Below are 21,925 nucleotides of genomic sequence, written 5' to 3' on the forward strand. Positions count from 1 at the left end.
ATGGTCGGTTTCACCCGGAATGAGGCTTATGGCACTACTAGACGCGAGCCATGCAGACAAGAACATAGTTGACCGGCGCAAGCAGCCGCGCAACCGCGATATGTCTGTGGTTGTTCGCAGTGCCCGGGAACGCCTCATGCAGCGGCCAAAAACCGAGCATTTCGAGCGGGAATTGCTGTTCATGCACACGCGCGCGTTGATCATCAACGCCGCCACTATTCCCTTGCTTATCGCCATCGTCACCGTAACCAGCATTTTTGCCGGGTTCGGCCAGCAAATGATTATCTGGGCGTGCTTCAGCATTTGCCTTTACGCCCTGCTTGGCTTGCTTGCACGCCAGATCAATAGAACCAGCATTAGCGACGGTCACATTCACCAATGGCATCTTGTCTATCTGCTTGGTCACTTTGTGACGGGCATTGGCTGGACATATTTCATATTCCTCCAATGCGAAGTCTGCGGCATCAGCCAGTTTTCGATTATCAAAGCGGTGGTTCTCATTCTTGCAATGGCGATTACCGCCGTGTTTTCTTCCGCTCTGCGCCTAGCTGTACCGATTGCATTTACCCTCCCTATCCTCGCCTATATAAGCGCCGTATCGGATAGTCTTGGCGATCCTGCTCAGGCGACAATGGTTGTAATGCTGCTGGCGGGCCTGACGTTTTTCTATCTCGTTGCCACGCGCCTCAATTATTCAGTTGTTCTCACTTTGGCACTTCAGGCGGAAAAAGATGCACTGATCGCCGAACTTGAAACTGCCAATGCCATGTCTGACGAAGGAAGACGGCGCGCAGAGGAGGCAAATCTTGCAAAATCACGCTTCCTTGCCTCAATGAGTCACGAACTCCGCACGCCGCTCAATGCAATACTTGGCTTCTCGGAAGTCATGGTCAGGGAAGTATTGGGACCGATCGAAAACGCCACATACCGGGAATATGCCAGCGATATTCACGCTTCAGGTGAACACCTTCTCAATCTTATCAATGAGATTTTGGATTTAAGCCGCGTTGAAGCAGGTCGTCACACACTCAGTGAAGATGCGGTAATGCTGACAGAAATTGCCGATGAGTGCATTCGCATGATGTCTTTGAAAGCGCGTAACAAGGAAATTACGCTCATTGCACAATTCGAATCCGGCATGCTCCCCATGATGGGCGACGAACGCTCCTTGCGGCAAATACTGCTCAATCTCATGGCTAACGCAGTCAAGTTTACGCCGTCAAAAGGAAAGGTCTACGTGAAGATCGGCTGGACCGCCGGCGGCGGTCAATATCTTTCAGTTCGCGACACCGGGCCGGGCATACCCGCCGATGAAATTCCCATTGTCTTGTCCGCTTTTGGGCAGGGATCGATTGCCATAAAGACTGCCGAGCAGGGAACAGGCCTTGGACTACCCATCGTTCAAGCGTTGGTTCACGTCCACGATGGCGAGTTCCATCTCTTCTCCAAGCTTCGCGAGGGAACCGAAGCGCTCGCAACTTTTCCACGAAGCCGCATCGCCACATCTGCCGGGAAGAACAAGACTTCGTCACAGTCCCAAAAAGCTGCCTAGAAGACTCCACTTCAACTTATTGTTATTTGATAGTGGGTTAGCGGGCCTGCATTGCTTGCTGCATTGCAACAATTCGGGGACCCGAAATTAATGGCCGTCAATAACCGCCCACTTTTCATACCAGCTCTAGGCTCAATCTATTCAAATTTCGGCACGCTCGCCGAAACGCTGTTGCGTGTAACGGCTGGCGCTTTGCTCGTCGTTCACGGCTCAGGCAAGATCGCCGCTCCATTCGGCTCTGTCGAAATGGTCGAAAGCCTCGGCTTTTATCCCGGTGTCTTCTGGTCGCCGCTCTTGGCGATAACGGAATTTTTCGGCGGTATTCTGCTGGTTCTCGGCTTGTTTACCCGTCCGGCAGCTTTTGCAACGACCATCGTTTTGATCGTAACCGTCTATTTCCATTGGGTTACTGCCGGGCAAGGATTCTTTGGCGCGGAAAAATCCATTCTCTGGACATTCGTCCTGTTGTTTTTCCTCTTCCGTGGCGCCAACGCTCATTCGGTCGACGCCAAGATCGGCAAAGAGTTCTGATTGAAAGGCCCGTTTCGGCGGGCCTTTTCCATCAATTAATCGCGATTGCTGATGCCTGCCTGCTCAAATGTCGCCATGCCACTATGGCAAAGCGCTGCAGCCTTGACGATCCCTGCCGCAAGCGCAGCACCTGTGCCCTCACCCAATCTCATGCCCAGATCGAGAAGCGGCTTCTTCCCAAGCCGCTCAAGCACCTTGTGATGGCCAGGCTCGGCCGACACATGGCCGATCAGGCAATGATCAATCGCCTCGGGATTGGCGGTATGTAGAATTGCAGCCGCAGCGGTGGCTACATAGCCATCAATAATGACCGGTATTTTCTCAACGCGCGTCGCCAGGATCGCGCCCACCATGGCCGCCACTTCACGACCGCCAAGACGGCGCAACACCTCCAGCGGATCCTTGAGATGCGATCCATGCAAAGCGACCGCAGCACGTACGGCATCGGCTTTGCGCTTCATTCCCTCCCTGTCGGACCCGGTGCCCGGACCAACCCAATCTTCCGCCGCCCCGCCATAAAGCGCATGGAAAATCGCGGCAGCGATTGTAGTGTTGCCAATTCCCATTTCGCCAATGCAAAGCAGATCAGTACCGCCTGCAATCGATTCCATACCGAATGCCATGGTTGCGGCGCAGGTCTTTTCGTCCATCGCGGCATCTTCAGTGATATCGGCGGTTGGATATTCCAGCGCTAGATCAAAGATTTTCAAGCCGAGATCATTGGCAATGCAAATCTGGTTGATAGCAGCGCCGCCAGCAGCAAAATTTTCAACCATTTGGGCCGTTACAGACGATGGATATGGTGAAACGCCTTTTGCGGTAACACCGTGATTTCCGGCAAAAACAGCAACCAATGGCCGTGTCACCTGCGGCTGCGACCTTCCTGTCCATGCTGCAAGCCACTCAACAATTTCTTCTAGACGCCCCAGCGCGCCCGGCGGTTTGGTCAACATGGAGTCGCGTTTGCGAACGACTGCAACAGCCGCGTCATCCGGGCCAGGCAAAGTTTCGATAAGGGTGCGGAAGTCGTCAAATGGCAGGCCAGTGGTCATGATGTTCCTTGCGGTCAACTCTTCATGGCAAATCAGATTTACCCGTCCTATAAGCGCTGTATGGGAAAACGCAAAGGTCAACGTTCGGCGCAGAGTGTCGCGACCTGTCAACCAAGGTGTGCAACATGGACCTGATCACAGATATGATGCGCTCGCTGGCATTTCTTTCTCGCATAAGCGTCGCGTCAAGCTGGTTCGATAGATTTAGCGGGAAGCTGGCAGACAGTGTGCGCGGGTTTCCCTTGGCTGGAGTCGTTCTGTCTTTGCCTGCCGTAATAATCATTCTGATTTGCAATGCCTTTGACCTTCCAGAGAGTATTAGCGCAATCCTTGCTGTTACGGCGCTGATCGTGGCCACCGGCGCACTGCATGAAGACGGCTTGGCAGATGTGGCTGATGGCTTTTTTGGCGGCGCGACGGCGGAACGCCGCCTGGAGATCATGAAAGACTCCAGCAACGGTTCCTATGGCACATTGGCACTGATTCTGACGATCTTGCTGCGGATAGCGCTACTGGCAACCATCATTGATGAAGTCAGTCTGTTTCAAGTCGTTCTTATCGTGATCGGAACGGAAGCTGCCAGCCGCGGATTATTGGTAAAATTCTGGCAAATCCTGCCCTCGGCGCGAAATGGTGGCGTTGCTGACACAGCCGGAATACCCGATGCATCAGCAGCCAATTTCGCGCTCATTTCTGCCGCCATTATCGGGGTCATCACATTCGGTATTGCTGGCGGGCTTTTGGCGATTACCCTTGCTGCCGCTTTAACTACTCTGGTATTTTTCGGGTTCAGCAGACTGTGCCGGGATAAAATTGGCGGGCAAACCGGCGATACGCTGGGAGCCATACAGCAATTGACTGCAATTACGCTGCAGCTTGGGCTTGTCATTGCCCTCTAATCGCACCAGATTTGCTGTATGAGTATTGAGTCACCCTGCATTCTCGTATGCGCGATCGACATAAAGACCGGCTATTGTTTCGGCTGTGGACGTACGCGCGATGAAATCGCCGGATGGATCATGATGTCTGCGGATAATCGCCACTCCATCATGGCCACGCTCCCTGCCCGCCTCGCCACGCTGGAACGGCGCCCGCGCCGGGAAACCCGTCGCACTCGCATGGCGCGGGAAAAGCAGGAGCAATAGAATGCGTGTGTTTTGGATCGCCATCGCTCTTATCGGCATTGTCCTGTTGCTACTGGTAACAAACAATGATGCGGGTTCGACATTCGGCATTGCCAATGATTCATTCGCGCGCCTGGCCTATTTTGGCATATTGGGCGTTGTTGTCGGGTCTGCGCTATTGGGTTCGGGAATTCCGCTCAGCCATTCCTTGCGCAACCTCGCCGTATGGATCGTTATTATTCTCACCCTCGTGACCGGATACCAATATCGCTATGAATTGCAGGATGTTGGCCATCGTATTACCGCGGGCCTGATACCCGGCAGCCCGATTTCCATGCGGGATGGAGATGGACTGGTTTCTGTAACGCTGGCCAAGGCAGAAAACGGGCACTTCGAAGTGCGCGGACAGGTTAATGGCGAAACCGTACCCTTCATGATTGACACCGGCGCGTCGTCCATCGTGCTTTCGGCAGATGATGCACGCAGAGCGGGTATCGATCCGGATAAACTTAACTACAGCACGCCCGTTATGACGGCTAACGGCCTTGCAAATGCTGCAAACATCACAATCGACAGTATAAAAATTGGCGATATCGAGCGGCGGAATATGCGCGCCATGGTAACGCAAGATGGCCGTATGGACGGCAGCTTGCTTGGCATGAACTTTCTTAACACACTCAGTGGTTTTTCAGTTCGGGGGGACCGGCTGGTCCTGACTGATTAGGCCGCTTTTTCGATGGCAGCATTCTGAACAGCCGCATAGGCGCGGCGTATGACATTGCTGGTCGCACCTGTTTGATTGGCTTCTGTTGACAAGATTTGCCGCCAGCGCCGCGCACCGGCAGCGCCATGAAACAGCCCGACCATATGGCGCGCTATGTGAGACAATCGCCCGCCAGCCGCTATATGCCTATCCGCATAATGGCACATATAATCAATAATGGCATCGATCGACGCCGGGCCGTTCTCATTGCCGTAAATGGCAGTATCAACTTCAGCGAGCATCATCGGGTTATGATAGACAGCCCGGCCGAGCATCACGCCATCAACATGATTCAAATGCTGAAGGCCTTCGCTGATGGTCTGAATACCGCCGTTTATCCCAATGAATTGATTCACATATTGCTGCTTAAGCCGGTAGACGCGATCATAGTCCAATGGCGGAATATCGCGGTTTTCCTTTGGTGAAAGCCCCTTCAACCAAGCCTTGCGGGCATGAACCCACAGAGCATCGGCACCAGCGTCGAACACGGCTTTCGCCAAATTGTTCAACGCTATCTCTGTATCCTGATCATCGACACCAATGCGGCACTTAACGGTAACCGGGACATCGACCGCCCGCTTCATGGCAAGAACGGCCTGCGCAACGATCTCCGGCGTTTTCATAAGGCAAGCGCCAAATGTTCCCGATTGAACCCGGTCTGACGGGCAGCCTACGTTCAGGTTGATTTCCACATATCCCATTGCTTCGCCAATGCGAGCAGCTTCCGCCAGCTTGGCAGCGTCAGAGCCACCCAATTGCAACGCAACCGGCTGTTCCTCATTCGCAAAACCCAGTATCCGCTCCCGATCTCCGTGGATGGCAGCATCGGCAACGATCATCTCGGTATAAAGCAGAGAATAGCGCGTGAACTGGCGATGCAGAGTCCGGCAATGCCTGTCTGTCCAGTCGATCATCGGCGCTACCGCGAAGCGGTTGGCGCCATAAGCACTGCTAACTGGCATTTTTTTCGCTGTCTGGTTTCGGATATGTTGTTATGCATTCACATAATATCCTGAGGCACAAATGTCCACTCCAGCAGCTGTGTGGCTCAAACCTGTTCGGAGATTGCCGCTTTCACCGCCATCTTTCTCAGCAGCGCAACGAATTCGCCTCCGGCTTTTGCCACGTCCCCGGAATTGTCAATCATGATGGCGTCCAAAGGATCGCAAGGATTTGCACCAGCCCGCATCAAGCGACGTTGAATTTCGTCGGCACTTTCCCTGCCTCGCGCCGCGAGCCGCTTAGCCAACACCTCGTGCGAAGCCGTAATGTGGACTACGGCAAAATTTGCGTAGGTCGCACGAAGCTTCGGAACGATACCGCGCGAAACATTTGCTATTGCGACAGCTCCCAGCCGGATTTCATCATGGACGGATTTAGGCAAACCATAGCATAGGCCATGCGCTTCCCACTGATGCGAAAAAGCACCCGATTGCAACGCCTTCGAGAACTCCGCCTCACTCAACGTATCATGATCCTCCGCATCGACGGACGATGGGCGAGTTACCACGCGGCGTACAAAATGAAATCCCGGCTCATCTTTTAACACCATTCGAGCATAGTCGATAATGGTATCCTTACCGGCACCACTTGGACCGACGACCGCAACAAATACGCCATTTCGAACGTAGTCAGCTGCAGGGTCAAGCAAGCGCTCTATTGAAGCAGAAGCTGTCATCACACCACTCTTCGGCCTTCGCGCCATACTGTACGCACCACCGGGATGTGCTCATCGACGCGAACGCGAACAAGATCCGCGCGCTTGCCAATCTCGATGACACCACGATCTTCGAACCCTACGGCCTTGGCCGGATTTCTGGTCACAAGCTGGATAGCCTCGGGAAGCGTAATATTATCGACAGTCTCGCTCATGAAGAATGTCGATTGGATAAGGCTGAACGGAATGTAATCCGACGAGAGGATATCCAGATATCCATGCTCGGCAAGCTCTCGCGCCGAAACATTGCCCGAATGCGAACCGCCGCGAACAACATTCGGCGCGCCCATCAGCACTGAAAGACCCGCCTGTTTGGATGCAGCTGCGGCTTCAAGAGTCGTTGGAAACTCGGCAACCTGAATACCCTGCTCGACCGCCTCATCAACATGCGCGCCCGTCGCATCGTCATGACTGGCAAGAACGATACCATGGTCACGGCAAAAATCTGAAATAGCTTTGCGGTTGGGACCGGAATTCGTCGCCGATTGCGCCATCCGCTTTTCGCAGAATGCATTAAACTCAACATCGGATAATTTCAGCTTACGCTGGTAGTAGGTTGCGTAGGTCTCAAGATTGACAAACTGCCTCTGACCCGGTGCGTGATCCATGAGCGATGCGAGACGAACCCGGTTGTCATTTTCGAAAAATGCAAATCCATCCAGGCAGTCAGCCGCCGACACCTCGCAGCGCAGATGAAAATAGTGATCAGCGCGCAGGCGATCCTGCTGCACACTGTCTTCTATTGCATCCGCCAGCTTACGGATTTCCTGCGGCGTCATTTCGGCATCTTCATCCATACCGACGCGCAAGGCATCGAGCACGGTGGTGATACCCGATGTGGCAATCTGCGCATCATGGGCTAGGACGGAAGCAATAGGATTCCAGCGGACCTTGGGGCGCGGCATGTAATGGCCTTCAAGATGGTCCGTGTGCAGCTCAATCAGCCCAGGAATAAGATAGTCGCCTTCGAAATCTTCTCCGCCCGATGCGGAGGTGTTCGAAATATCGGCGATTTTACCGTCGCGGATAAGGACGGAACCGGGAATTACTTCATTTTCCAGAACGATTTTGGCGTTGTTCAATACAAGTTCGGCGGACATTTCAAGCGGTCTTTCTTATGTTCGTTCCTGCCAAGGGATGCAGGGAATGTACTTCGAATGGGGCACCGGGCTCCGCCTCGATAAACAATGCGATATTGTTGATCTCAACAGGCTCTTCGAGAACAGGCTCCAGAAATTCGCTCAGCATTTGAGCGATCTTTTCCCGCTCTTGCTCCGCAACGGGATTGGTAAGCGTCATGTGAAAACGGAAATCATCGAACACATAAGGATACCCCCACTGTTCAAGATTACGCCGCTCCGAAACACTCATTTTCTCAGGATTTCGCCTTGCGATTTCCGCCACGCTGGGCGGCGCGCGAAAACGATCAAATGCAACGACAATATCATTGGCCAACTGGTTTAGCTTCGCCACGGGTTCTTCAGGAACCAGAGCAAAGAAACCGTCAAGATTTGCAATCTTCAGCTTGGGAATCTCTACCGGTCGCATGGAGGACGCAAAATGCATCAATGCGGACAGGAGCTCCCGTTCCTCCACCCCTTCGGCCAGATGAAAGGGTGCCTTGAGCGTTGCATGGAACCCATAACGTCGGGCGGATTCCGTAAGCTTCGTTACTTCCTCATGCGCCAGGTTGCGAATTTGTGGCGGACGCACCGGCTGCCCGGTAAAGGCATTCCGGCCAAGCCAGTTAGCCGCCACTTTCAACAATGGATCGCTGGAAGGCGGTGTAAAATAAATCGCATAGCGCATTTTGATTCCTCCGGAGCAGTGTCGCGTTACGCTCCGATTATGACAAGCCTTTGAACGTCGCCAATTTCATTGTTGCTTTCCCATCAGGCGGGAGCGCAGTGCATTGGAAATGCTATCAAAGATAAAGATCACCGCGAGGATAAGCACGACCATATAGGCAACATTATGCCAATTGGTATTGGTGCGCATCGCCTCCCAAAGTTTCAGTCCGATACCACCTGCGCCAACCGCACCGATAATGGTGGCCGACCGTGTGTTTGACTCCCAGAAATAAAGCGCTTGGCTGGCGAAAACCGGCAGTACCTGCGGTAAGACGCCATACCGCTGAACATTTACGGGCGCCGCCCCAACAGATTTGACGCCTTCGCGCTGCTTGTCATCAATGTTTTCCAGCGTTTCGGAATAAACTTTTCCGAGCGTACCCGTATCGGTGAAAAAGATAGCGGAAATACCGGCAAGCGGTCCCGGACCAAAGGCGCGCGTAAAGAACAATGCCCAGATCAGCATATCGACCGAACGGAGAAAATCGAAAAACCGCTTTGTGATCTGATTTGCAAAGAAGTTCGGCATGATATTGCGTGCGGCTATGAAGGCCAACGGGAACGACACAAGCGTTGCAAGCAAGGTCCCGACAAATGCCATGACAATGGTCTGCAGGAGCTTGGTCCAGACATCGCCATGCTGCCAGGAGGAGTTGTACCAGATATTGTCGAATGCCAGTGCAGCATTGGACATTTCCGGCTTTATACGCTCGCCGCTGACAATCATGGATGCGACTTCGCCAAGGGATTTGTTCCAGAAGGGCGAAGCAGTATCGAAGACAAAATTTGCCCAGCCGAAGAAACGTCGGCTGACAACGACCCGCTCTGGAATAATATCGGCGGTTCCGGCAAAGCCGAAATTGACCGTGACCTGATCTTCCTTGAGCGATGCCCAATCAGGCAAAGCTCCCTGAGGTTTGGCACCATCGGGCTCAATGAGCACGAGGAGTTTCTCACTGCCGCGCGTAGCAATAACCTGTGTCGGGGTGATCTGAAGCGACTTACCCGTGCCGAATGTTATCGTGACATCATTGCCTTGCTTGATCGCCCAATCCGGCTTCGGATTGTCACCAAGCTCTGAAAACCGCGGATAGCTGATAGTTGTCCCCTCAGCGCCCATACGGACTGTTGTGCGGATCGCATAAGACACCCAGTCGCGAGCATAAATTTCAGCCCGCTGCCATTGGCCTGATGCAAGCACCGTGCCGATGGAAAAAAACCACCAACAATAGATAACATAAAGCACCACACCAGCCCCTATAATCAAGGGCATGAAGCGCTTCAAAATCGAAGGGTTGAATACATCGGGGTAGCGGGCTTCGAAGTCAGCAACATTCAGGGAGGTTATAGCGCTCATGACTGTTTGCCTCCGAAAGCGAAAGCCTGATTGCCAACAAGGCGTCGCCGGAGCCAGGCAGAAAATTGATCGACGGCGATAATCGTTGCCAAAAGCAGCAATATAATTGCCAGTGTCTTTGCTTGATGACCACGCCCGATGGAAAGGCGCAATTCTTCACCAATGCCCCCGCCACCAACCGCACCGATGATTGTGGAGGCACGCACATTGATTTCCAGACGCAACAAAGCATAGGACATGAAATTCGGCATGACTTGTGGGACAATTCCAAAGCCAACTCGCTCGAACCAATTGGCACCAGCTGCGCGCAGGCCTTCATCTGCCTTCATGTCAGCATTCTCGACAACTTCGAAGAATAGCTTGCCAAGCGCACCGATGGTGTGAATGCCGACGGCGAACATAGCGGGTATAGGCCCCAGCGAAAGAATCGCGGCGAAGAACCCAGCGATGACTATCTCGGGAAAGGCGCGCAGAATTTCCATATAGCGACGCGCGGCAAACCTTATCAGCTTGCTCTTCACAAGGTTTTTGGCCGCAAGAAAACAAAGAAGGAAACCGAAAAACGCTCCCACCAATGTCGAGATGATCGCGATATTGAGCGTCTCCAGCATTTTGTAGAAATATTCGGGAATGTAGAGCCCACTGAAAATGTAAACCCGGCCCTCCGGGTAGTCGAATTTCAAGCTTCCATCGAAATAGGGTGATGGCAGATCGAACAAGGCGCGCCAGACTTCCCACCCATCGCGCGGAATCAAATCCCCAGCGAAATCGAAGAAATGTGGCAGCCGGTCAAAGAACTTGCCCGCATTTGACTCGTTTGCAAACCAAAGCGAACCCGAAACAGCAATGAGCAAGCCAATGCCGATCAACCAGGAATATGCACGGCGACGGCTGGCAAGTTCTTGCCAATGACGCTCGATCTCTATTCCTTCAGGCGTTAGTTCTGTCGAATTGGCGCGGCTCATGGGCTTATCCTTCCAGAGCATAAAAAATCACGGCCAGATCAAGTGATCTGGCCGTGAAAGGGTGATTGAATTAACCGCCGATCTGCGCCTTACGAGCGTCAATGATGGGTTGGTAGAATTCAGTGTTTACTTCTGTGTAGCCTTTGAAATCGCCGCCCATCGTTGCTGCAAAGCAGGCTGGATCTGACTTTGGAAGTTCCATCATGAAGTTTTTAAACTTTGTCTTCATGTCGCTGTCTAGCGAAGTACGGACGACTATCGGGCCATTTGGAATCAATGGTGACTTCCACAATTCCACAAAATCCTTCATGTCGATAATGCCCTTATCGACCATCTTGCGCAAATTGCCGGAGGTATAGCCTTCATCGAACTTGCCAACACCCGAACCGAAAGTCGTACCAGCATCAAACTTGCCATCTTTGACAGCAAGCACAAGATTTTCGTGTCCGCCACCAAAGCCGGTTTCGCTGAAGTAATCCTTCACAGAGGTCTTGATGTCTTTTGGCAGAGCCGTAACTGGAACAAGATAACCGGAGGTTGAGTCTGGATCAGCAAAACCCAGCTTTTTACCCTTCATGTCGGCTAACGTCTTGATGCCGCTATCTTTGCGGGCAACCATGATCGAATAATAGCCGGTGGCGCCGTCTGTCTGGACTGTTGTCAGGATTGGTTCAACAGCCTTCGGGTTTGCGAGATAGATTTTTGCGAAACCAGATGCGCCAAGCTCTGCATAATCCAACGTACCGCCGAGCAAGCCCTGGATAACGCCATCATAGTCCGTAGCAGGAAATAGTTTGACGTTCTTTACGCCAAGTACCTTTGGCAGCTGGTCTACAATGCACTGATAATTGCGCAGGCGATCAGCTTCATTCTCACCGCCGATAATGCCAACGCGGAATGTTTCGAGGTTTTCTGCACGAGCCATCGAACCGGCAAGCATTGCGCCGATTGCGATCGCACCAAGAAGGGCTTTTTTGAGCAACATTGGTCTCTCCTGTCAAACGTCTGTTTGAGTTTGTGATCTGTTCATGGTTGCCCGTGACGTGGGCTAGACGATCTCTCAGCGAGCGGCCAGAATAGCCTCAAGCTCGGGAATGGGTTTTGGCGCGCCGCGCGAAATACTGGTCGATGTAATAGCTTCTGAAAATGCGTCCTTGAGGCCGTCAGCACCGTAAATCCGGCGAGCAGCCATTTCCGTCAGGTCGTCCGGCCCGCCGTCGAATACGATTTTGCCTCCTTGCATACCGATGATCCGCTGGCAAAAATGACGCGCCGTATCGAGCGTATGCAGATTGGTTATGACCGTAAGGCCCTCGCGCTCATTGATATCACGCAGTGATTCCATAACCACTTGCGCATTGCGCGGGTCCAGCGAGGCGATAGGCTCATCCGCCAGAATGACTTTGGGATTCTGCATCAAGGCGCGGGCGATAGCGACACGCTGCTGCTGGCCGCCGGAAAGCGTGCCGGCGCGCTGCAGGGCCGTCTTTGCAATATCCAACCGCTCAAGCGCGGCTATGGCCATGGCGCGTTCTTCACGCGAAAAAATGCCCAGAAGGCTTTTGATTGTCGAACGGTGATTGAGACGGCCAAGCAGGACATTGGTGAGAACATCAAGACGAGGCACAAGATTGAATTGCTGGAAAATCATTGCGCAATCGCGCTGCCAATTCCGCAGATTGCTGCCACGCAATTTCGCAACATCCGTGCCTTCAAAAATGATGGCACCTTCCGACGGATCGATCAGTCGGTTGATCATGCGCAGCAGCGTTGATTTACCCGCTCCCGACCGGCCAATAATGCCAACCATCTGACCCTGCGGAATTTCTACATTGACGTTGTCTATGGCGATATTATTGCCAAAGCGCCGCGTCACGTTTTCGATTTTCAGCATCAATTAACCTCTGTTGGCGTCAGCCTGTGGTAGAGGGTTTATGTGAACCTGCAATGGCAGTTTTGTCTCAGTTTCGTGACAACTTTGGGCTGTATCTAAACGTGATGTTTTTCCAGGAATTCCTGGATCTCCAATGTGCGGAAATCATCCAGCCCAGCACGTAATTTTGCGTGATCCCAATCCCACCAGGCCAACCTTTGCAGACGCTCCGCAGTATGGGGATCAAATCGGTCCCGGATTTTTTTGGCCGCAACACCGCCAACAATTGTGTAGGGCGCAACATCCTTCGAGACGACGGCTCCAGCACCGATAACCGCCCCGTCACCAACAGTCACTCCGGGCAGGATTGTTGATCCGTGACCGATCCACACATCGTGCCCAATGGTGACAAGATTTGACCGACGCCATTCAAAAAACTCGTCGTCGACTCCCGCATCATCCCAATATTCGGCGGAACGATAGGTGAAATGATGCAGTGTCGGACGCCATGTCGGGTGGTTGGTCGCGTTGATACGAACGCTGGCTGCAATATTGGCGAATTTGCCAATCTTCGCACACCAGACGGCGCCATCCTGCATAATGTAGGAATAGTCGCCGAGCGTAGCTTCGCTTATGCGGCAACGCTCGGAAACTTCCGTGTAACGGCCCAGCGTGGAATCCTGAACCGTTGCGGTTTCATGCACCAAAGGTATTTCAGACAGACGACTCATGCGGCCACTCCGATTTGAGCCGAAAACGCCGTGACATCGATAATCCTGTCAGCGACTGCTTCGCGCACATCGTCATCGTGGAAGATGCCAAGCATTGCAACGCCCACATTTTTCTTGTCGCGGATCATTGAAACCACAACATCGCGGTTTCTGGCATCGAGTGATGCGGTAGGCTCATCAAGCAACAAAATGGGATGATCCGTGATAAAGCCCCGAGCGATATTAACGCGCTGCTGCTCGCCACCCGAAAATGTCGCCGGCGGCAGTGACCACAACCGTTCCGGCAAATTAAGCCCCGCGAGAAGAGCGGCTGCCTTTTCGCGCGCTTCATCGCGATCAATGCCGCGTGCCACTAATGGCTCAGCTACAACATCAAGGGCAGAAACGCGCGGCACAGTGCGCAGAAACTGGCTTACATAGCCAATCAGATCGCGTCGAATGCCAAGCATTGTGCGCGCGTCTGCCGCCGCAACATCAACCAACCTGTCCCGGTAAGGCACGATGATTTGGCCGGTATCGGCAGCATAATTGCCATAGATCATCTTGAGAATCGAGCTTTTACCCGCACCGGAAGGACCACCCAGCACCGCGCATTCCCCTGCTTTAATGGAGAAGGAAACATTGGCCACGACCGGCAAGCAAATGCCGTCACGCAAATGCATGGTGAAGCTCTTGGCAACATCGGAAACAACGAGAGGTGTCGGCATGGTCAAACCTGTAGAATGGAGGAGACAAGAAGCTGCGTGTATGGCGCCTGCGGATCGTCCAGAACGCGGTCGGTAAGGCCCGTTTCCACGACGTGACCGTCCTTCATCACCATCATACGATGTGAGAGAAGACGAGCTACGGCCAGATCATGGGTCACGACAATCGCTGCCAGGCCAAGATCGCTGACAAGACCGCGGAGCAGATCAAGAAGCCTTGCCTGCACCGAAACGTCCAGCCCACCCGTCGGTTCATCCATGAAAACGAGACGCGGGTTGGTAACAAGATTGCGTGCAATCTGCAGGCGCTGGCGCATACCGCCGGAAAAGTCGCGCGGCTGATCGTCAATGCGGTCCCCTGCAATCTCAACGCGGCCCAGCCAATCGGTGGCTGTAGCGCGTATATTGCCATAATGCCGGTCACCAACGGCCATCAGCCGCTCGCCAACATTTGCGCCCGCAGACACGGTCATTCTCAAGCCATCAGCGGGATTCTGGTGAACAAAACCCCAGTCGGTACGCATCAGGAAGCGCCGTTCTGCCTCGCCCATGCGGTAGAGGTCACGGAAATGCCCGTCGCGCATGCGGTACTCGACCGTTCCAGCAGAAGGCGCAAGTCTCGTAGCCAGACAATTGAGCAACGTGGTTTTACCGGACCCGGATTCGCCAACGACGGCCAGCACTTCGCCAGGAAAAAGCTCAAACGAAACATTCTTGCAGCCGATACGGCTTCCGTAAAATTTCGATAATGCCCCAACCTTCAAGAGTGGTATATCGCTCATTCTGCTGCCTCCGCCTGTGGTGCCGATAATTCACCGCGATGCCCTGCGGCCTGCCGTTCTTCACAAAAATCCGTGTCGGAACAGACGAACATGCTGCCTCCTTTATCGTCGAGAATGACTTCATCGAGATAGCTGCCCTTGGCACCACAAAGAGCACATGGCTGCGAAAACTTCTGAATCTCGAAAGGATGATCTTCAAAATCGAGACTGACGACCTGTGTATAGGGAGGAATTGCATAAATCCGCTTCTCCCGCCCTGCACCGAAAAGCTGCAAGGCTGGCGAGTTATGCATCTTGGGATTGTCGAATTTGGGTGTCGGAGATGGGTCCATCACATAACGCCCCTCGACCTTCACCGGATAGGCATAGGTGGTCGCAATATGGCCGTGGCGAGCGATATCTTCGTAGAGCTTCACATGCATGAGCCCATATTCCTCCAGCGCATGCATTTTGCGCGTTTCGGTTTCACGCGGCTCAAGAAAACGCAGAGGTTCTGGAATTGGCACCTGATAAACCAGCGTCTGACCAGCGGCGAGCGCCGTTTCTGGAATGCGATGGCGCGTCTGGATAATTGTTGCTTCTGTGGTCTTCGTGGTCACTGGAACATTGGCAACCTTTTGAAAAAAGGCACGAATTGAAACCGCATTCGTTGTGTCATCAGCGCCTTGATCGATTACTTTCAGCGTGTCCTTCGGGCCGATGATCGCAGCCGTTACCTGTACGCCGCCAGTACCCCACCCATAGGGCATGGGCATTTCGCGGCTGGCAAACGGCACCTGATATCCAGGTATGGCAATGGCTTTGAGAATAGCCCGGCGGATCATCCGCTTGGTCTGCTCATCAAGATAAGCAAAATTGTAGGTGGCAAGCTCGGTCATTTTGTCATAGCCTCAAAGGAGTTGGTTTGCGCAAAACCACGGAGTTTTGATCCTTTGGTTTGAACTGCAAAACGTAGGGATGCATGACGGGAGATATTGAGTTTTATCTTTTTACTGGTGTTTTTGTTTTCATCGTAGCGCTTGCCGCAATCGAGCAGCGCAACAAGAACCGAAAAAAATTGAATAACGATAGCGGCGACACTGGTGTTTCCGGCAGCAGCGACAGCTGGGGCGACTCCGATGGCGGAGGTGATGGAGGCGGTGGCGACTGAGTTCATTCTGCAGCCTCACTGATTTCGTTCTTTTGGCTTTCATGTCCACTACGCATACGGCGCACGAGATCGAGTTCCGCTTGGAAATCCACATAATGCGGTAATTTCAGATGCTCGACGAAACCCGTCGACTGGACATTGTCGCTATGTGAAATGACGAATTCTTCATCCTGCGCCGCAGCGGTGATATCTTCACCAAGCTCCCGCGCCCTCAATGCGCGGTCGCAAAGAGCCATGGACATCGACTTGCGCTCGCTTTGGCCGAAAACAAGACCGTAGCCACGCGTGAATTGGGGCGGCTGCTTGGATGATCCTTTGAACTGATTGACCATCTGGCATTCGGTAAGACGAATGCGGCCAAGCGTTAGTGGAAAATCAAGTTCGGCGACTTCGAGTTCCACTTCAACCTCACCAATGCGAATTTCACCGGCAAAAGGATGGCTACGCGCGTAGCCGCGCTGGGTGGAATAGGCCAAGCCCAGCAGAAAACCCTCATCGCCGCGCGCCAGAGCCTGCAATCGCAAATCCCGCTCAAGCGGAAAGGTCAAAGGCTCGCGGGTCAAATCGCCCGTTTGAGCTCCCTCAGGCATATCACCATCAGCTTCGATCATGCCGTCATGGCCGAGAATATCGGTCACACGCGGCATATGTTCATGGGCCTCGATGCGTTGATCCGGCAGATCAACTGACCCATCTTCCGCAAGTTCAGGATCGAGCAAGCGGTGCGTATAATCGAAGGTCGGACCCAGCAATTGACCGCCTGGCAGATCCTTGAATGTTGCGGAAATGCGGCGTTCAATAGCCATCTGCGATGTCTCGACCGGCTTTGTATAGCCGAAACGCGGCAAGGTCGTCCGGTAAGCCCGAACGAGGAAAATCGCCTCAATCATATCGCCGCGAGCCTGTTTCACAGCGAGCGCAGCAAGCTCGGTATCGTAGAGCGAACCTTCAGCCATCACACGATCAACTGCGAGCGCCAGCTGTTCAACAATCTGATCGAGGCCGATAGCCGGAACGGAGCGATCACCACGGCGGCGGTCTGCCAGAAGCTTGTGCGCATTGCGAATGGCGGCTTCGCCGCCTTTAACAGCAACATACATGGCCTAAGCCTCCTTCTTCGAAATGCGGGTGGTTCGCGGCAAAGCGGCAAGCGCGCCATTGCCAGCAAAGATCAGGTCGATACCACGCGGAAAGACGCCACGATTTGCTGCCCATTGTTCAATAAACATTCTAGGAAGCTCATTCGGCGCAAAGACCGCATTATCCTTGATTCCAGGACCTTCGAGGGTCAATTCTTGCGAACCATCAAAACCGGTCACCTGCAAAATGATTGTGGTCGAACGATCCGGATATTCAGACGTGCCTTTGGCAAATGAATCAAAAGACGGCATGTTTTCGATGTCGCTGACCAAAGCAAAATCGGCCTGGGAAGGATCATTCGTGAGCTCAACGCCAGTATGGAACTTCAGCCAGCCGATAGCGTCCTGCGATGCTTTCACTGGCTTGTCACACCAGACGACCGCATCATGATCCAACAACGTGGCTGCAATCGAAGCTATCGCCGGCGATAAGGGCGATGGAGCAAGAGCCAGATCACCGACGGAAATGACACGGCCCGGATTGGCCATAGCGTCCATCAATGCCCGAAAAATCTCCTGCGAGTTTAAAACCGTGTCGGCGAACCCGCCTTCAAAAACCTGAGTTGCTGCGCGCATCAATCATCTCCTCGCACCATAGTGAAAAAATCGACCTTGGTTGCAGCGGTCTCAGCCCGCTTCAGTTCAAGCCCTTCATTCAAACGCTGCGCGATTGGAGCAAGCACGTTGTCTTCAACTGCTTGGCGATGGGCTGGCTCCTGCCAGATCGCATCAAAGACTGCAGCGAGCTTTACTTTCTCGCTTGAACGCCCGAGCGCGTAGGCATGACCGACCGCGCCATTATCGAGCCTTATGGTCGCTCGCGTCACGCTCGCCTCGCCCAGATTGAAAGCTGCGCCACCACCGCCGATGCGTCCACGCACCATGACCAGGCCGGTTTCAGGACCGCGCAGAGTTTCCACTGCTGGCTTGTTTTCCCAGCGCTCCCAGAACTGCCGCATTTCCTGCACGGTTGCTTGCGCCAGAAGCGCCATAGCCGCTTTGCGGCTGGAATCTGCAATCTCAGCTGTTACATCGGGTTCCTTACCCGTTTTCAAATTTGCATTGCGCATTGACACCTCACAGCAATTTGTCTATTTATATATACAACTAGACAATAAGCGTGGTTATAATACCCGTCAATGACAGGAGCATGACAAAGCATGCGTTCAAGCCATTTGATAACCAGGAATAGTGGCGTTGCTGTCTGGCGGCAGATTGCCGATCAGATCAGGGGCGATATTTCAGCGGGCAAAATGGCCAGTGGCGTGCGCATGCCGCCTGAGGTGGAGCTTGCAACCCGGTTTTCCGTCAATCGTCATACAATCCGCAGCGCAATAGCCGCATTAACGAAGGAAGGCGTGCTTCGAGCTGAACAAGGGCGCGGGACATTCGTCGCCAATGCCAAAAAGCTCACCTATCGAATTGGTGAACGCACGAGGTTTTCGGAAATTCTCTCAACACAGGTTCGCGAGACAAAGGGTGTGCTGCTTGGGTCGTCGCTGGAGGAGCCTACAGCGGAAGTTGCCTCTGCGCTTGGAATGCACTCCGGCATGGTCATCAGAATTGATACGATGCACACAGCAGATAACAATCCCATCTCTTGCGCCACATCCTGGTTCGATGCTGCGCGTGTGCCAAATATCATCGAGGATTATCGTGCGACCGGTTCGGTTACCGCAGCGTTTAAACGGGCAGGAATTGATGACTATCTGCGTCAGTCAACGATTATCGGAGCCCGGCATGCTGATGCTGAGGATCTGCGACACTTGAAGCTTTCGCCTGGCGCCATTGTTATCGTCGCAACAGCCGTCAATGTCGATATGGATGGACGGCCTGTTGAATACGCAACAACGCACTTTTCTGCCGACCGCATGGAAATTGCCATCGGCAGACAGTCATCTCTTTAGAGCAAACCTTGCTCCTGCTACCACATGGTTTTTGCGGCCCGCTCCGGCCATTCGCGGTCATAGGTATCACCATCAAAGCGCGCTTCGCTCAACGCGGCAAGGATTTGGCCCGGCGTCGGAAACTCCTTCGGAGAACGATGTTTTGATGGATTCCAAAGCTCCGAACGAATAAGCGCGCGGGCACATTGGAAATAGGCCTCTTCGACCTCAATGACGGTGACGGATCGTGGCGCCTTGCCGTCCACATTGAAACTCTCAAGCACTACCTGATCCGTTTCGATATAGGCACGGCCATTGACTCGAAAGGTCGTCGTCAAACCGGGAATGAGAAACAACAGAGCCACACGCGGGTCACGGACGATATTTCGCAGCGAATCAATACGGTTGTTGCCCCGCCGATCCGGCATCATTAGCGTTCTCTCGTCATGTACCCGGATAAACCCGGCTAGATCACCACGCGGAGAACAATCCAGCCCTTCCGGACCACTCGTGGCAAAAGCAACGAATGGCGATCCTTCGATCAGCAAGCGATAATCCGGCGTGATTCGATCTGCCACTTTGGCAGTCGAGGCTTCACTTACACCGCTATAAATGGCTTCAAGTTGTTCTATCGACGTAATCCGCGTCATCATTTCCTCCTGCATGCGCATTCGCCGACTAACATGCCATGGCGAAACGATTATGACAGCCATCACTTTGGAAATGACATACAGATCGCACTAGTATATCAGTCGCGCGACCAATATTCGGGAGAGATGACATGGGTGGTTTTGCGGCAATCGGCGAGTGTATGATTGAGCTGTCCGGTGCTAATGGCGACCAATGGCGCATGGGTTTCGCAGGCGATACGCTTAACACCACCTGGTATGTCCGGGCGCTTACCAAAACCGAGTATCCCGTAGATTACGTCACGGCTTTCGGCGATGATCCCTTCTCGATGAAGCAGCGCGCATTCCTGAATGAAAACGGTATTCAAACAGCCAATAGTCCGATTATCGCCGGTGCCCGCCCGGGACTTTATGCGATAAGTTTGACCGGGGCCGAGCGTTCGTTCACCTATTGGCGCAATGACGCGGCTGCGCGCCAGCTGGCAGATGACACGGAGGCGCTGGCACAAAGCCTCGCCGGACGTGAGATTGTTTATTTCTCCGGGATCACCATGGGTATTCTCAGTCCCAAAAACCGTGAAAATGTTTTGAACGCTGTCAAAAACGCACGCGAACAGGGATCTCTCATTGTCTTCGATGCCAATTACCGCCCTCGCCTGTGGGAAAATGCCGACACAGCCCAGCAGGTACTCAGCGATGCCTTTCGCGTCACCGACATTGCCTTACCCACATTTCCGGATGAGAACGCACTTTTTGGCGACGCAACACCTGATCACACGGCTGACCGGATAGCCGGTTTTGGCGTAGGCGAGATCGTCGTTAAAGATGGCACGGAGCCAGCGCTTGTAGTGGCTGATGGTCGCCGCACCAACGTGCCAGCAACCATTGCCAAGGCAGTTGATACGACCGGCGCTGGCGACAGCTTCAATGGCGGCTACATTGCCTCGCGCCTTGCCGGCTTTGACCCTGTCAAGGCTGCAGCCAGTGCCCATAGGGTTGCCGCTCGCGTGGTTGAATTTCACGGCGCGCTTGCTCCCATGAGCGAAGCGCGCGCGGCCTTTGGCTAAGATTTTTTAAAACTGTACTTTGTCATTTGGCTGTATGTTTCGTCTGGCCGCAGGATCGCCTGCGGGAAGTACGAAAAATGTGTTGAATCTGGCCAAATCTGCGCTTCGAAACACAATGCCGCATAATTTTCGTATGTTTTTCCGGTCAAACCAATGGCAGGCTTTCCGCCAAGCGTATTAGATGCATAAAGCTGCACACCCGGCTCGGTGGTGGACACGGTCATTTCCACGCCAGATTTAGCTCCTCTGGCCCAAGCGACCGGGCATAGCGGGCGCCGCTCGCTCGCCAGACAAAAATTATTATCATAGATAACCTGCTTGCCGTTTTCTTCACGCCGTACTGGTCTGAATTCACGAAAATCATGCGTGGTTCCTGCCACAGGCAAAACGCGCCCATCAGGCAGAAGATCAGCATCGGTAGGCAGATAGGCCTGCGCATCTATACGTACCTGATGATCGAGCGCGTCAGTTGCGCCACCATCATCCAGATTGAAGTAACTGTGATGCGCGAGATTGCATAGGGTTGGCTTGTCTGTGACTGCATCCATACGAATGGCCAGAGTACCCTTCGACTCAAGCATATAGGTGCAGGTAATGTTGAGATTACCCGGAAAACCCACCTCGCCATCGGGCAGATGAATTGTCAGCGTCACATAGTCCGGCCCAACGGCCACAACCTGCCACAAACGTTTTCCCGCCCCAAGCGTGCCGCCATGAATATTGTGCAAGCCGCGGAAATTCTTCTCCAGCTGATAGGTTTTGCCATCAATCGTCAATTCGCCGTCCCGAATGCGATTAATGGAACGGCCAATCGTGGCCCCGAGATAGGGCGAATAGGCGGGGTAATCGGCAAAGTTCTGATAGCCAAGCACCAGCGGACTTTCATGACCTTTCAGGCGCAGGTCCTGAATAACGGCACCCCAGGTCAGGACTTTCGCCGTCAGGCCACCGCCAACAATGGTAATGCAATGCACCGCTTCACCTGAATCAGTATGCCCAAAAACTTCCGTATCCATTTGACTTTAAAACCTTTTATAAGATTCATTGCGCAGG

Annotated in this window: 26 protein-coding genes; 7 read left to right on the top strand and 19 right to left on the bottom strand. The window is 53.4% G+C overall.

Annotation, left to right across the window (positions count from 1 at the left end):
* The first annotated feature begins 28 nt into the window (after positions 1-28).
* Positions 29-1,552, top strand: coding sequence for a sensor histidine kinase (locus tag QFZ34_RS22505; protein ID WP_307285800.1), 1,524 nt, complete (start codon positions 29-31; stop codon positions 1,550-1,552).
* A gap of 90 nt (positions 1,553-1,642) precedes the next feature.
* Positions 1,643-2,083, top strand: a complete 441-nt coding sequence (locus QFZ34_RS22510) for a DoxX family protein (protein WP_115052718.1) — start codon at positions 1,643-1,645, stop codon at positions 2,081-2,083.
* Positions 2,084-2,118: 35 nt separating this feature from the next.
* Here QFZ34_RS22510 and cobT read toward each other — a convergent pair whose 3' ends face one another.
* On the bottom strand, positions 2,119-3,138 hold the full coding sequence (gene cobT, locus QFZ34_RS22515; protein WP_115053267.1) for a nicotinate-nucleotide--dimethylbenzimidazole phosphoribosyltransferase: 1,020 nt from the start codon (positions 3,136-3,138) through the stop codon (positions 2,119-2,121).
* A gap of 122 nt (positions 3,139-3,260) precedes the next feature.
* Here cobT and QFZ34_RS22520 point away from each other — a divergent pair, with 122 nt between their 5' ends.
* Genes QFZ34_RS22520 through QFZ34_RS22530 form a run of 3 tightly spaced genes read left to right on the top strand, consistent with a single transcriptional unit; the run spans position 3,261 to position 4,983 of the window.
* On the top strand, positions 3,261-4,034 hold the full coding sequence (locus QFZ34_RS22520; RefSeq protein WP_307285803.1) for an adenosylcobinamide-GDP ribazoletransferase: 774 nt from the start codon (positions 3,261-3,263) through the stop codon (positions 4,032-4,034).
* Positions 4,035-4,052: 18 nt separating this feature from the next.
* Positions 4,053-4,280 carry a DUF1289 domain-containing protein gene (locus tag QFZ34_RS22525; RefSeq protein WP_307285806.1) on the top strand — a complete coding sequence of 76 codons (228 nt, stop codon included), beginning with the start codon at positions 4,053-4,055 and terminating at the stop codon, positions 4,278-4,280.
* A 1-nt stretch (position 4,281) separates the two neighbouring features.
* Positions 4,282-4,983, top strand: coding sequence for a TIGR02281 family clan AA aspartic protease (locus tag QFZ34_RS22530; RefSeq protein ID WP_115052715.1), 702 nt, complete (start codon positions 4,282-4,284; stop codon positions 4,981-4,983).
* Here the strand turns inward: QFZ34_RS22530 and dusA are convergent.
* The 16 genes from dusA to phnG all read right to left on the bottom strand — a co-directional run bounded on the left by dusA (position 4,980) and on the right by phnG (position 18,360).
* Positions 4,980-5,984 (bottom strand): tRNA dihydrouridine(20/20a) synthase DusA, encoded by a 1,005-nt coding sequence (gene dusA, locus QFZ34_RS22535; RefSeq protein ID WP_307285810.1) that lies wholly within the window; start codon positions 5,982-5,984, stop codon positions 4,980-4,982. The genes QFZ34_RS22530 and dusA overlap by 4 nt on opposite strands.
* Positions 5,985-6,070: 86 nt before the next feature.
* The gene (phnN, locus tag QFZ34_RS22540; RefSeq protein ID WP_307285814.1) at positions 6,071-6,700 is read right to left on the bottom strand and encodes a phosphonate metabolism protein/1,5-bisphosphokinase (PRPP-forming) PhnN; all 630 of its coding nucleotides are present in this window, start codon (positions 6,698-6,700) and stop codon (positions 6,071-6,073) included.
* Positions 6,700-7,839 carry an alpha-D-ribose 1-methylphosphonate 5-triphosphate diphosphatase gene (locus QFZ34_RS22545; RefSeq protein WP_307285815.1) on the bottom strand — a complete coding sequence of 380 codons (1,140 nt, stop codon included), beginning with the start codon at positions 7,837-7,839 and terminating at the stop codon, positions 6,700-6,702. The genes phnN and QFZ34_RS22545 overlap by 1 nt, the downstream gene beginning before the upstream one ends.
* 1 nt (position 7,840) lies before the next feature.
* Positions 7,841-8,548 carry a DUF1045 domain-containing protein gene (locus tag QFZ34_RS22550; RefSeq protein WP_307285823.1) on the bottom strand — a complete coding sequence of 236 codons (708 nt, stop codon included), beginning with the start codon at positions 8,546-8,548 and terminating at the stop codon, positions 7,841-7,843.
* A gap of 66 nt (positions 8,549-8,614) precedes the next feature.
* Positions 8,615-9,946 carry a phosphonate ABC transporter, permease protein PhnE gene (gene phnE / locus QFZ34_RS22555; RefSeq protein ID WP_307285826.1) on the bottom strand — a complete coding sequence of 444 codons (1,332 nt, stop codon included), beginning with the start codon at positions 9,944-9,946 and terminating at the stop codon, positions 8,615-8,617.
* Positions 9,943-10,911, bottom strand: a complete 969-nt coding sequence (phnE, locus tag QFZ34_RS22560) for a phosphonate ABC transporter, permease protein PhnE (RefSeq protein WP_307285829.1) — start codon at positions 10,909-10,911, stop codon at positions 9,943-9,945. Before phnE (QFZ34_RS22560) ends, phnE (QFZ34_RS22555) begins: the two co-directional genes overlap by 4 nt.
* 70 nt (positions 10,912-10,981) lie before the next feature.
* Positions 10,982-11,893: a phosphonate ABC transporter substrate-binding protein gene (gene phnD / locus QFZ34_RS22565; RefSeq protein ID WP_307286597.1), complete on the bottom strand. Its 912-nt coding sequence runs from the start codon at positions 11,891-11,893 to the stop codon at positions 10,982-10,984.
* Positions 11,894-11,971: 78 nt separating this feature from the next.
* Positions 11,972-12,805, bottom strand: coding sequence for a phosphonate ABC transporter ATP-binding protein (phnC, locus tag QFZ34_RS22570; protein WP_115052708.1), 834 nt, complete (start codon positions 12,803-12,805; stop codon positions 11,972-11,974).
* A 95-nt stretch (positions 12,806-12,900) separates the two neighbouring features.
* Complete coding sequence (locus QFZ34_RS22575; RefSeq protein ID WP_115052707.1) at positions 12,901-13,515, bottom strand: DapH/DapD/GlmU-related protein; 615 nt, start codon at positions 13,513-13,515, stop codon at positions 12,901-12,903.
* Complete coding sequence (gene phnL / locus QFZ34_RS22580) at positions 13,512-14,222, bottom strand: phosphonate C-P lyase system protein PhnL (protein WP_307285836.1); 711 nt, start codon at positions 14,220-14,222, stop codon at positions 13,512-13,514. Before phnL ends, QFZ34_RS22575 begins: the two co-directional genes overlap by 4 nt.
* 2 nt (positions 14,223-14,224) lie before the next feature.
* On the bottom strand, positions 14,225-15,001 hold the full coding sequence (gene phnK, locus QFZ34_RS22585; RefSeq protein WP_307285838.1) for a phosphonate C-P lyase system protein PhnK: 777 nt from the start codon (positions 14,999-15,001) through the stop codon (positions 14,225-14,227).
* Entirely contained in the window at positions 14,998-15,879 is an 882-nt protein-coding gene (locus QFZ34_RS22590; protein ID WP_115052704.1) for an alpha-D-ribose 1-methylphosphonate 5-phosphate C-P-lyase PhnJ, read from the bottom strand. The genes phnK and QFZ34_RS22590 overlap by 4 nt, the downstream gene beginning before the upstream one ends.
* Positions 15,876-16,157: a hypothetical protein gene (locus tag QFZ34_RS22595; RefSeq protein WP_307285842.1), complete on the bottom strand. Its 282-nt coding sequence runs from the start codon at positions 16,155-16,157 to the stop codon at positions 15,876-15,878. The genes QFZ34_RS22590 and QFZ34_RS22595 overlap by 4 nt, the downstream gene beginning before the upstream one ends.
* On the bottom strand, positions 16,154-17,251 hold the full coding sequence (locus QFZ34_RS22600) for a carbon-phosphorus lyase complex subunit (RefSeq protein WP_307285847.1): 1,098 nt from the start codon (positions 17,249-17,251) through the stop codon (positions 16,154-16,156). The genes QFZ34_RS22595 and QFZ34_RS22600 overlap by 4 nt, the downstream gene beginning before the upstream one ends.
* 3 nt (positions 17,252-17,254) lie before the next feature.
* Positions 17,255-17,866: a phosphonate C-P lyase system protein PhnH gene (gene phnH / locus QFZ34_RS22605; RefSeq protein ID WP_115052702.1), complete on the bottom strand. Its 612-nt coding sequence runs from the start codon at positions 17,864-17,866 to the stop codon at positions 17,255-17,257.
* Positions 17,866-18,360, bottom strand: coding sequence for a phosphonate C-P lyase system protein PhnG (gene phnG / locus QFZ34_RS22610; RefSeq protein ID WP_115052701.1), 495 nt, complete (start codon positions 18,358-18,360; stop codon positions 17,866-17,868). The genes phnH and phnG overlap by 1 nt, the downstream gene beginning before the upstream one ends.
* Before the next feature lie 90 nt (positions 18,361-18,450).
* Here phnG and phnF point away from each other — a divergent pair, with 90 nt between their 5' ends.
* On the top strand, positions 18,451-19,197 hold the full coding sequence (phnF, locus tag QFZ34_RS22615) for a phosphonate metabolism transcriptional regulator PhnF (protein WP_115052700.1): 747 nt from the start codon (positions 18,451-18,453) through the stop codon (positions 19,195-19,197).
* Positions 19,198-19,214: 17 nt separating this feature from the next.
* On the opposite strand, the gene QFZ34_RS22620 is transcribed toward phnF, so the two are convergent.
* The gene (locus tag QFZ34_RS22620; protein WP_115053265.1) at positions 19,215-19,826 is read right to left on the bottom strand and encodes a pyridoxamine 5'-phosphate oxidase family protein; all 612 of its coding nucleotides are present in this window, start codon (positions 19,824-19,826) and stop codon (positions 19,215-19,217) included.
* A 131-nt stretch (positions 19,827-19,957) separates the two neighbouring features.
* On the opposite strand from QFZ34_RS22620, the gene QFZ34_RS22625 reads away from it, so the two are divergent.
* A complete protein-coding gene (locus tag QFZ34_RS22625) occupies positions 19,958-20,872 on the top strand; it encodes a sugar kinase (protein ID WP_115052699.1) in 915 nt (304 codons plus the stop codon).
* On the opposite strand, the gene QFZ34_RS22630 is transcribed toward QFZ34_RS22625, so the two are convergent.
* Positions 20,869-21,888 carry an aldose epimerase family protein gene (locus tag QFZ34_RS22630; RefSeq protein ID WP_307285859.1) on the bottom strand — a complete coding sequence of 340 codons (1,020 nt, stop codon included), beginning with the start codon at positions 21,886-21,888 and terminating at the stop codon, positions 20,869-20,871. The genes QFZ34_RS22625 and QFZ34_RS22630 overlap by 4 nt on opposite strands.
* Positions 21,889-21,925 lie beyond the last annotated feature (37 nt).

Source organism: Phyllobacterium ifriqiyense (assembly GCF_030817885.1).
GTDB lineage: Bacteria > Pseudomonadota > Alphaproteobacteria > Rhizobiales > Rhizobiaceae > Phyllobacterium > Phyllobacterium ifriqiyense.

Bases quoted from the DNA above. Each gene is read 5' to 3' on its own strand.
- QFZ34_RS22505 (WP_307285800.1), top strand. From the start codon at position 29: ATGGCACTACTAGACGCGAGCCATGCAGACAAGAACATAGTTGACCGG.
- QFZ34_RS22510 (WP_115052718.1), top strand. From the start codon at position 1,643: ATGGCCGTCAATAACCGCCCACTTTTCATACCAGCTCTAGGCTCAATC.
- QFZ34_RS22520 (WP_307285803.1), top strand. From the start codon at position 3,261: ATGGACCTGATCACAGATATGATGCGCTCGCTGGCATTTCTTTCTCGC.
- QFZ34_RS22525 (WP_307285806.1), top strand. From the start codon at position 4,053: ATGAGTATTGAGTCACCCTGCATTCTCGTATGCGCGATCGACATAAAG.
- QFZ34_RS22530 (WP_115052715.1), top strand. From the start codon at position 4,282: ATGCGTGTGTTTTGGATCGCCATCGCTCTTATCGGCATTGTCCTGTTG.
- dusA (WP_307285810.1), bottom strand. From the start codon at position 5,984: ATGCCAGTTAGCAGTGCTTATGGCGCCAACCGCTTCGCGGTAGCGCCG.
- phnN (WP_307285814.1), bottom strand. From the start codon at position 6,700: ATGACAGCTTCTGCTTCAATAGAGCGCTTGCTTGACCCTGCAGCTGAC.
- QFZ34_RS22545 (WP_307285815.1), bottom strand. From the start codon at position 7,839: ATGTCCGCCGAACTTGTATTGAACAACGCCAAAATCGTTCTGGAAAAT.
- QFZ34_RS22550 (WP_307285823.1), bottom strand. From the start codon at position 8,548: ATGCGCTATGCGATTTATTTTACACCGCCTTCCAGCGATCCATTGTTG.
- phnE (WP_307285826.1), bottom strand. From the start codon at position 9,946: ATGAGCGCTATAACCTCCCTGAATGTTGCTGACTTCGAAGCCCGCTAC.
- phnE (WP_307285829.1), bottom strand. From the start codon at position 10,911: ATGAGCCGCGCCAATTCGACAGAACTAACGCCTGAAGGAATAGAGATC.
- phnC (WP_115052708.1), bottom strand. From the start codon at position 12,805: ATGCTGAAAATCGAAAACGTGACGCGGCGCTTTGGCAATAATATCGCC.
- QFZ34_RS22575 (WP_115052707.1), bottom strand. From the start codon at position 13,515: ATGAGTCGTCTGTCTGAAATACCTTTGGTGCATGAAACCGCAACGGTT.
- phnL (WP_307285836.1), bottom strand. From the start codon at position 14,222: ATGCCGACACCTCTCGTTGTTTCCGATGTTGCCAAGAGCTTCACCATG.
- phnK (WP_307285838.1), bottom strand. From the start codon at position 15,001: ATGAGCGATATACCACTCTTGAAGGTTGGGGCATTATCGAAATTTTAC.
- QFZ34_RS22590 (WP_115052704.1), bottom strand. From the start codon at position 15,879: ATGACCGAGCTTGCCACCTACAATTTTGCTTATCTTGATGAGCAGACC.
- QFZ34_RS22595 (WP_307285842.1), bottom strand. From the start codon at position 16,157: ATGAACTCAGTCGCCACCGCCTCCATCACCTCCGCCATCGGAGTCGCC.
- QFZ34_RS22600 (WP_307285847.1), bottom strand. From the start codon at position 17,251: ATGTATGTTGCTGTTAAAGGCGGCGAAGCCGCCATTCGCAATGCGCAC.
- phnH (WP_115052702.1), bottom strand. From the start codon at position 17,866: ATGCGCGCAGCAACTCAGGTTTTTGAAGGCGGGTTCGCCGACACGGTT.
- phnG (WP_115052701.1), bottom strand. From the start codon at position 18,360: ATGCGCAATGCAAATTTGAAAACGGGTAAGGAACCCGATGTAACAGCT.
- phnF (WP_115052700.1), top strand. From the start codon at position 18,451: ATGCGTTCAAGCCATTTGATAACCAGGAATAGTGGCGTTGCTGTCTGG.
- QFZ34_RS22620 (WP_115053265.1), bottom strand. From the start codon at position 19,826: ATGACGCGGATTACGTCGATAGAACAACTTGAAGCCATTTATAGCGGT.
- QFZ34_RS22625 (WP_115052699.1), top strand. From the start codon at position 19,958: ATGGGTGGTTTTGCGGCAATCGGCGAGTGTATGATTGAGCTGTCCGGT.
- QFZ34_RS22630 (WP_307285859.1), bottom strand. From the start codon at position 21,888: ATGGATACGGAAGTTTTTGGGCATACTGATTCAGGTGAAGCGGTGCAT.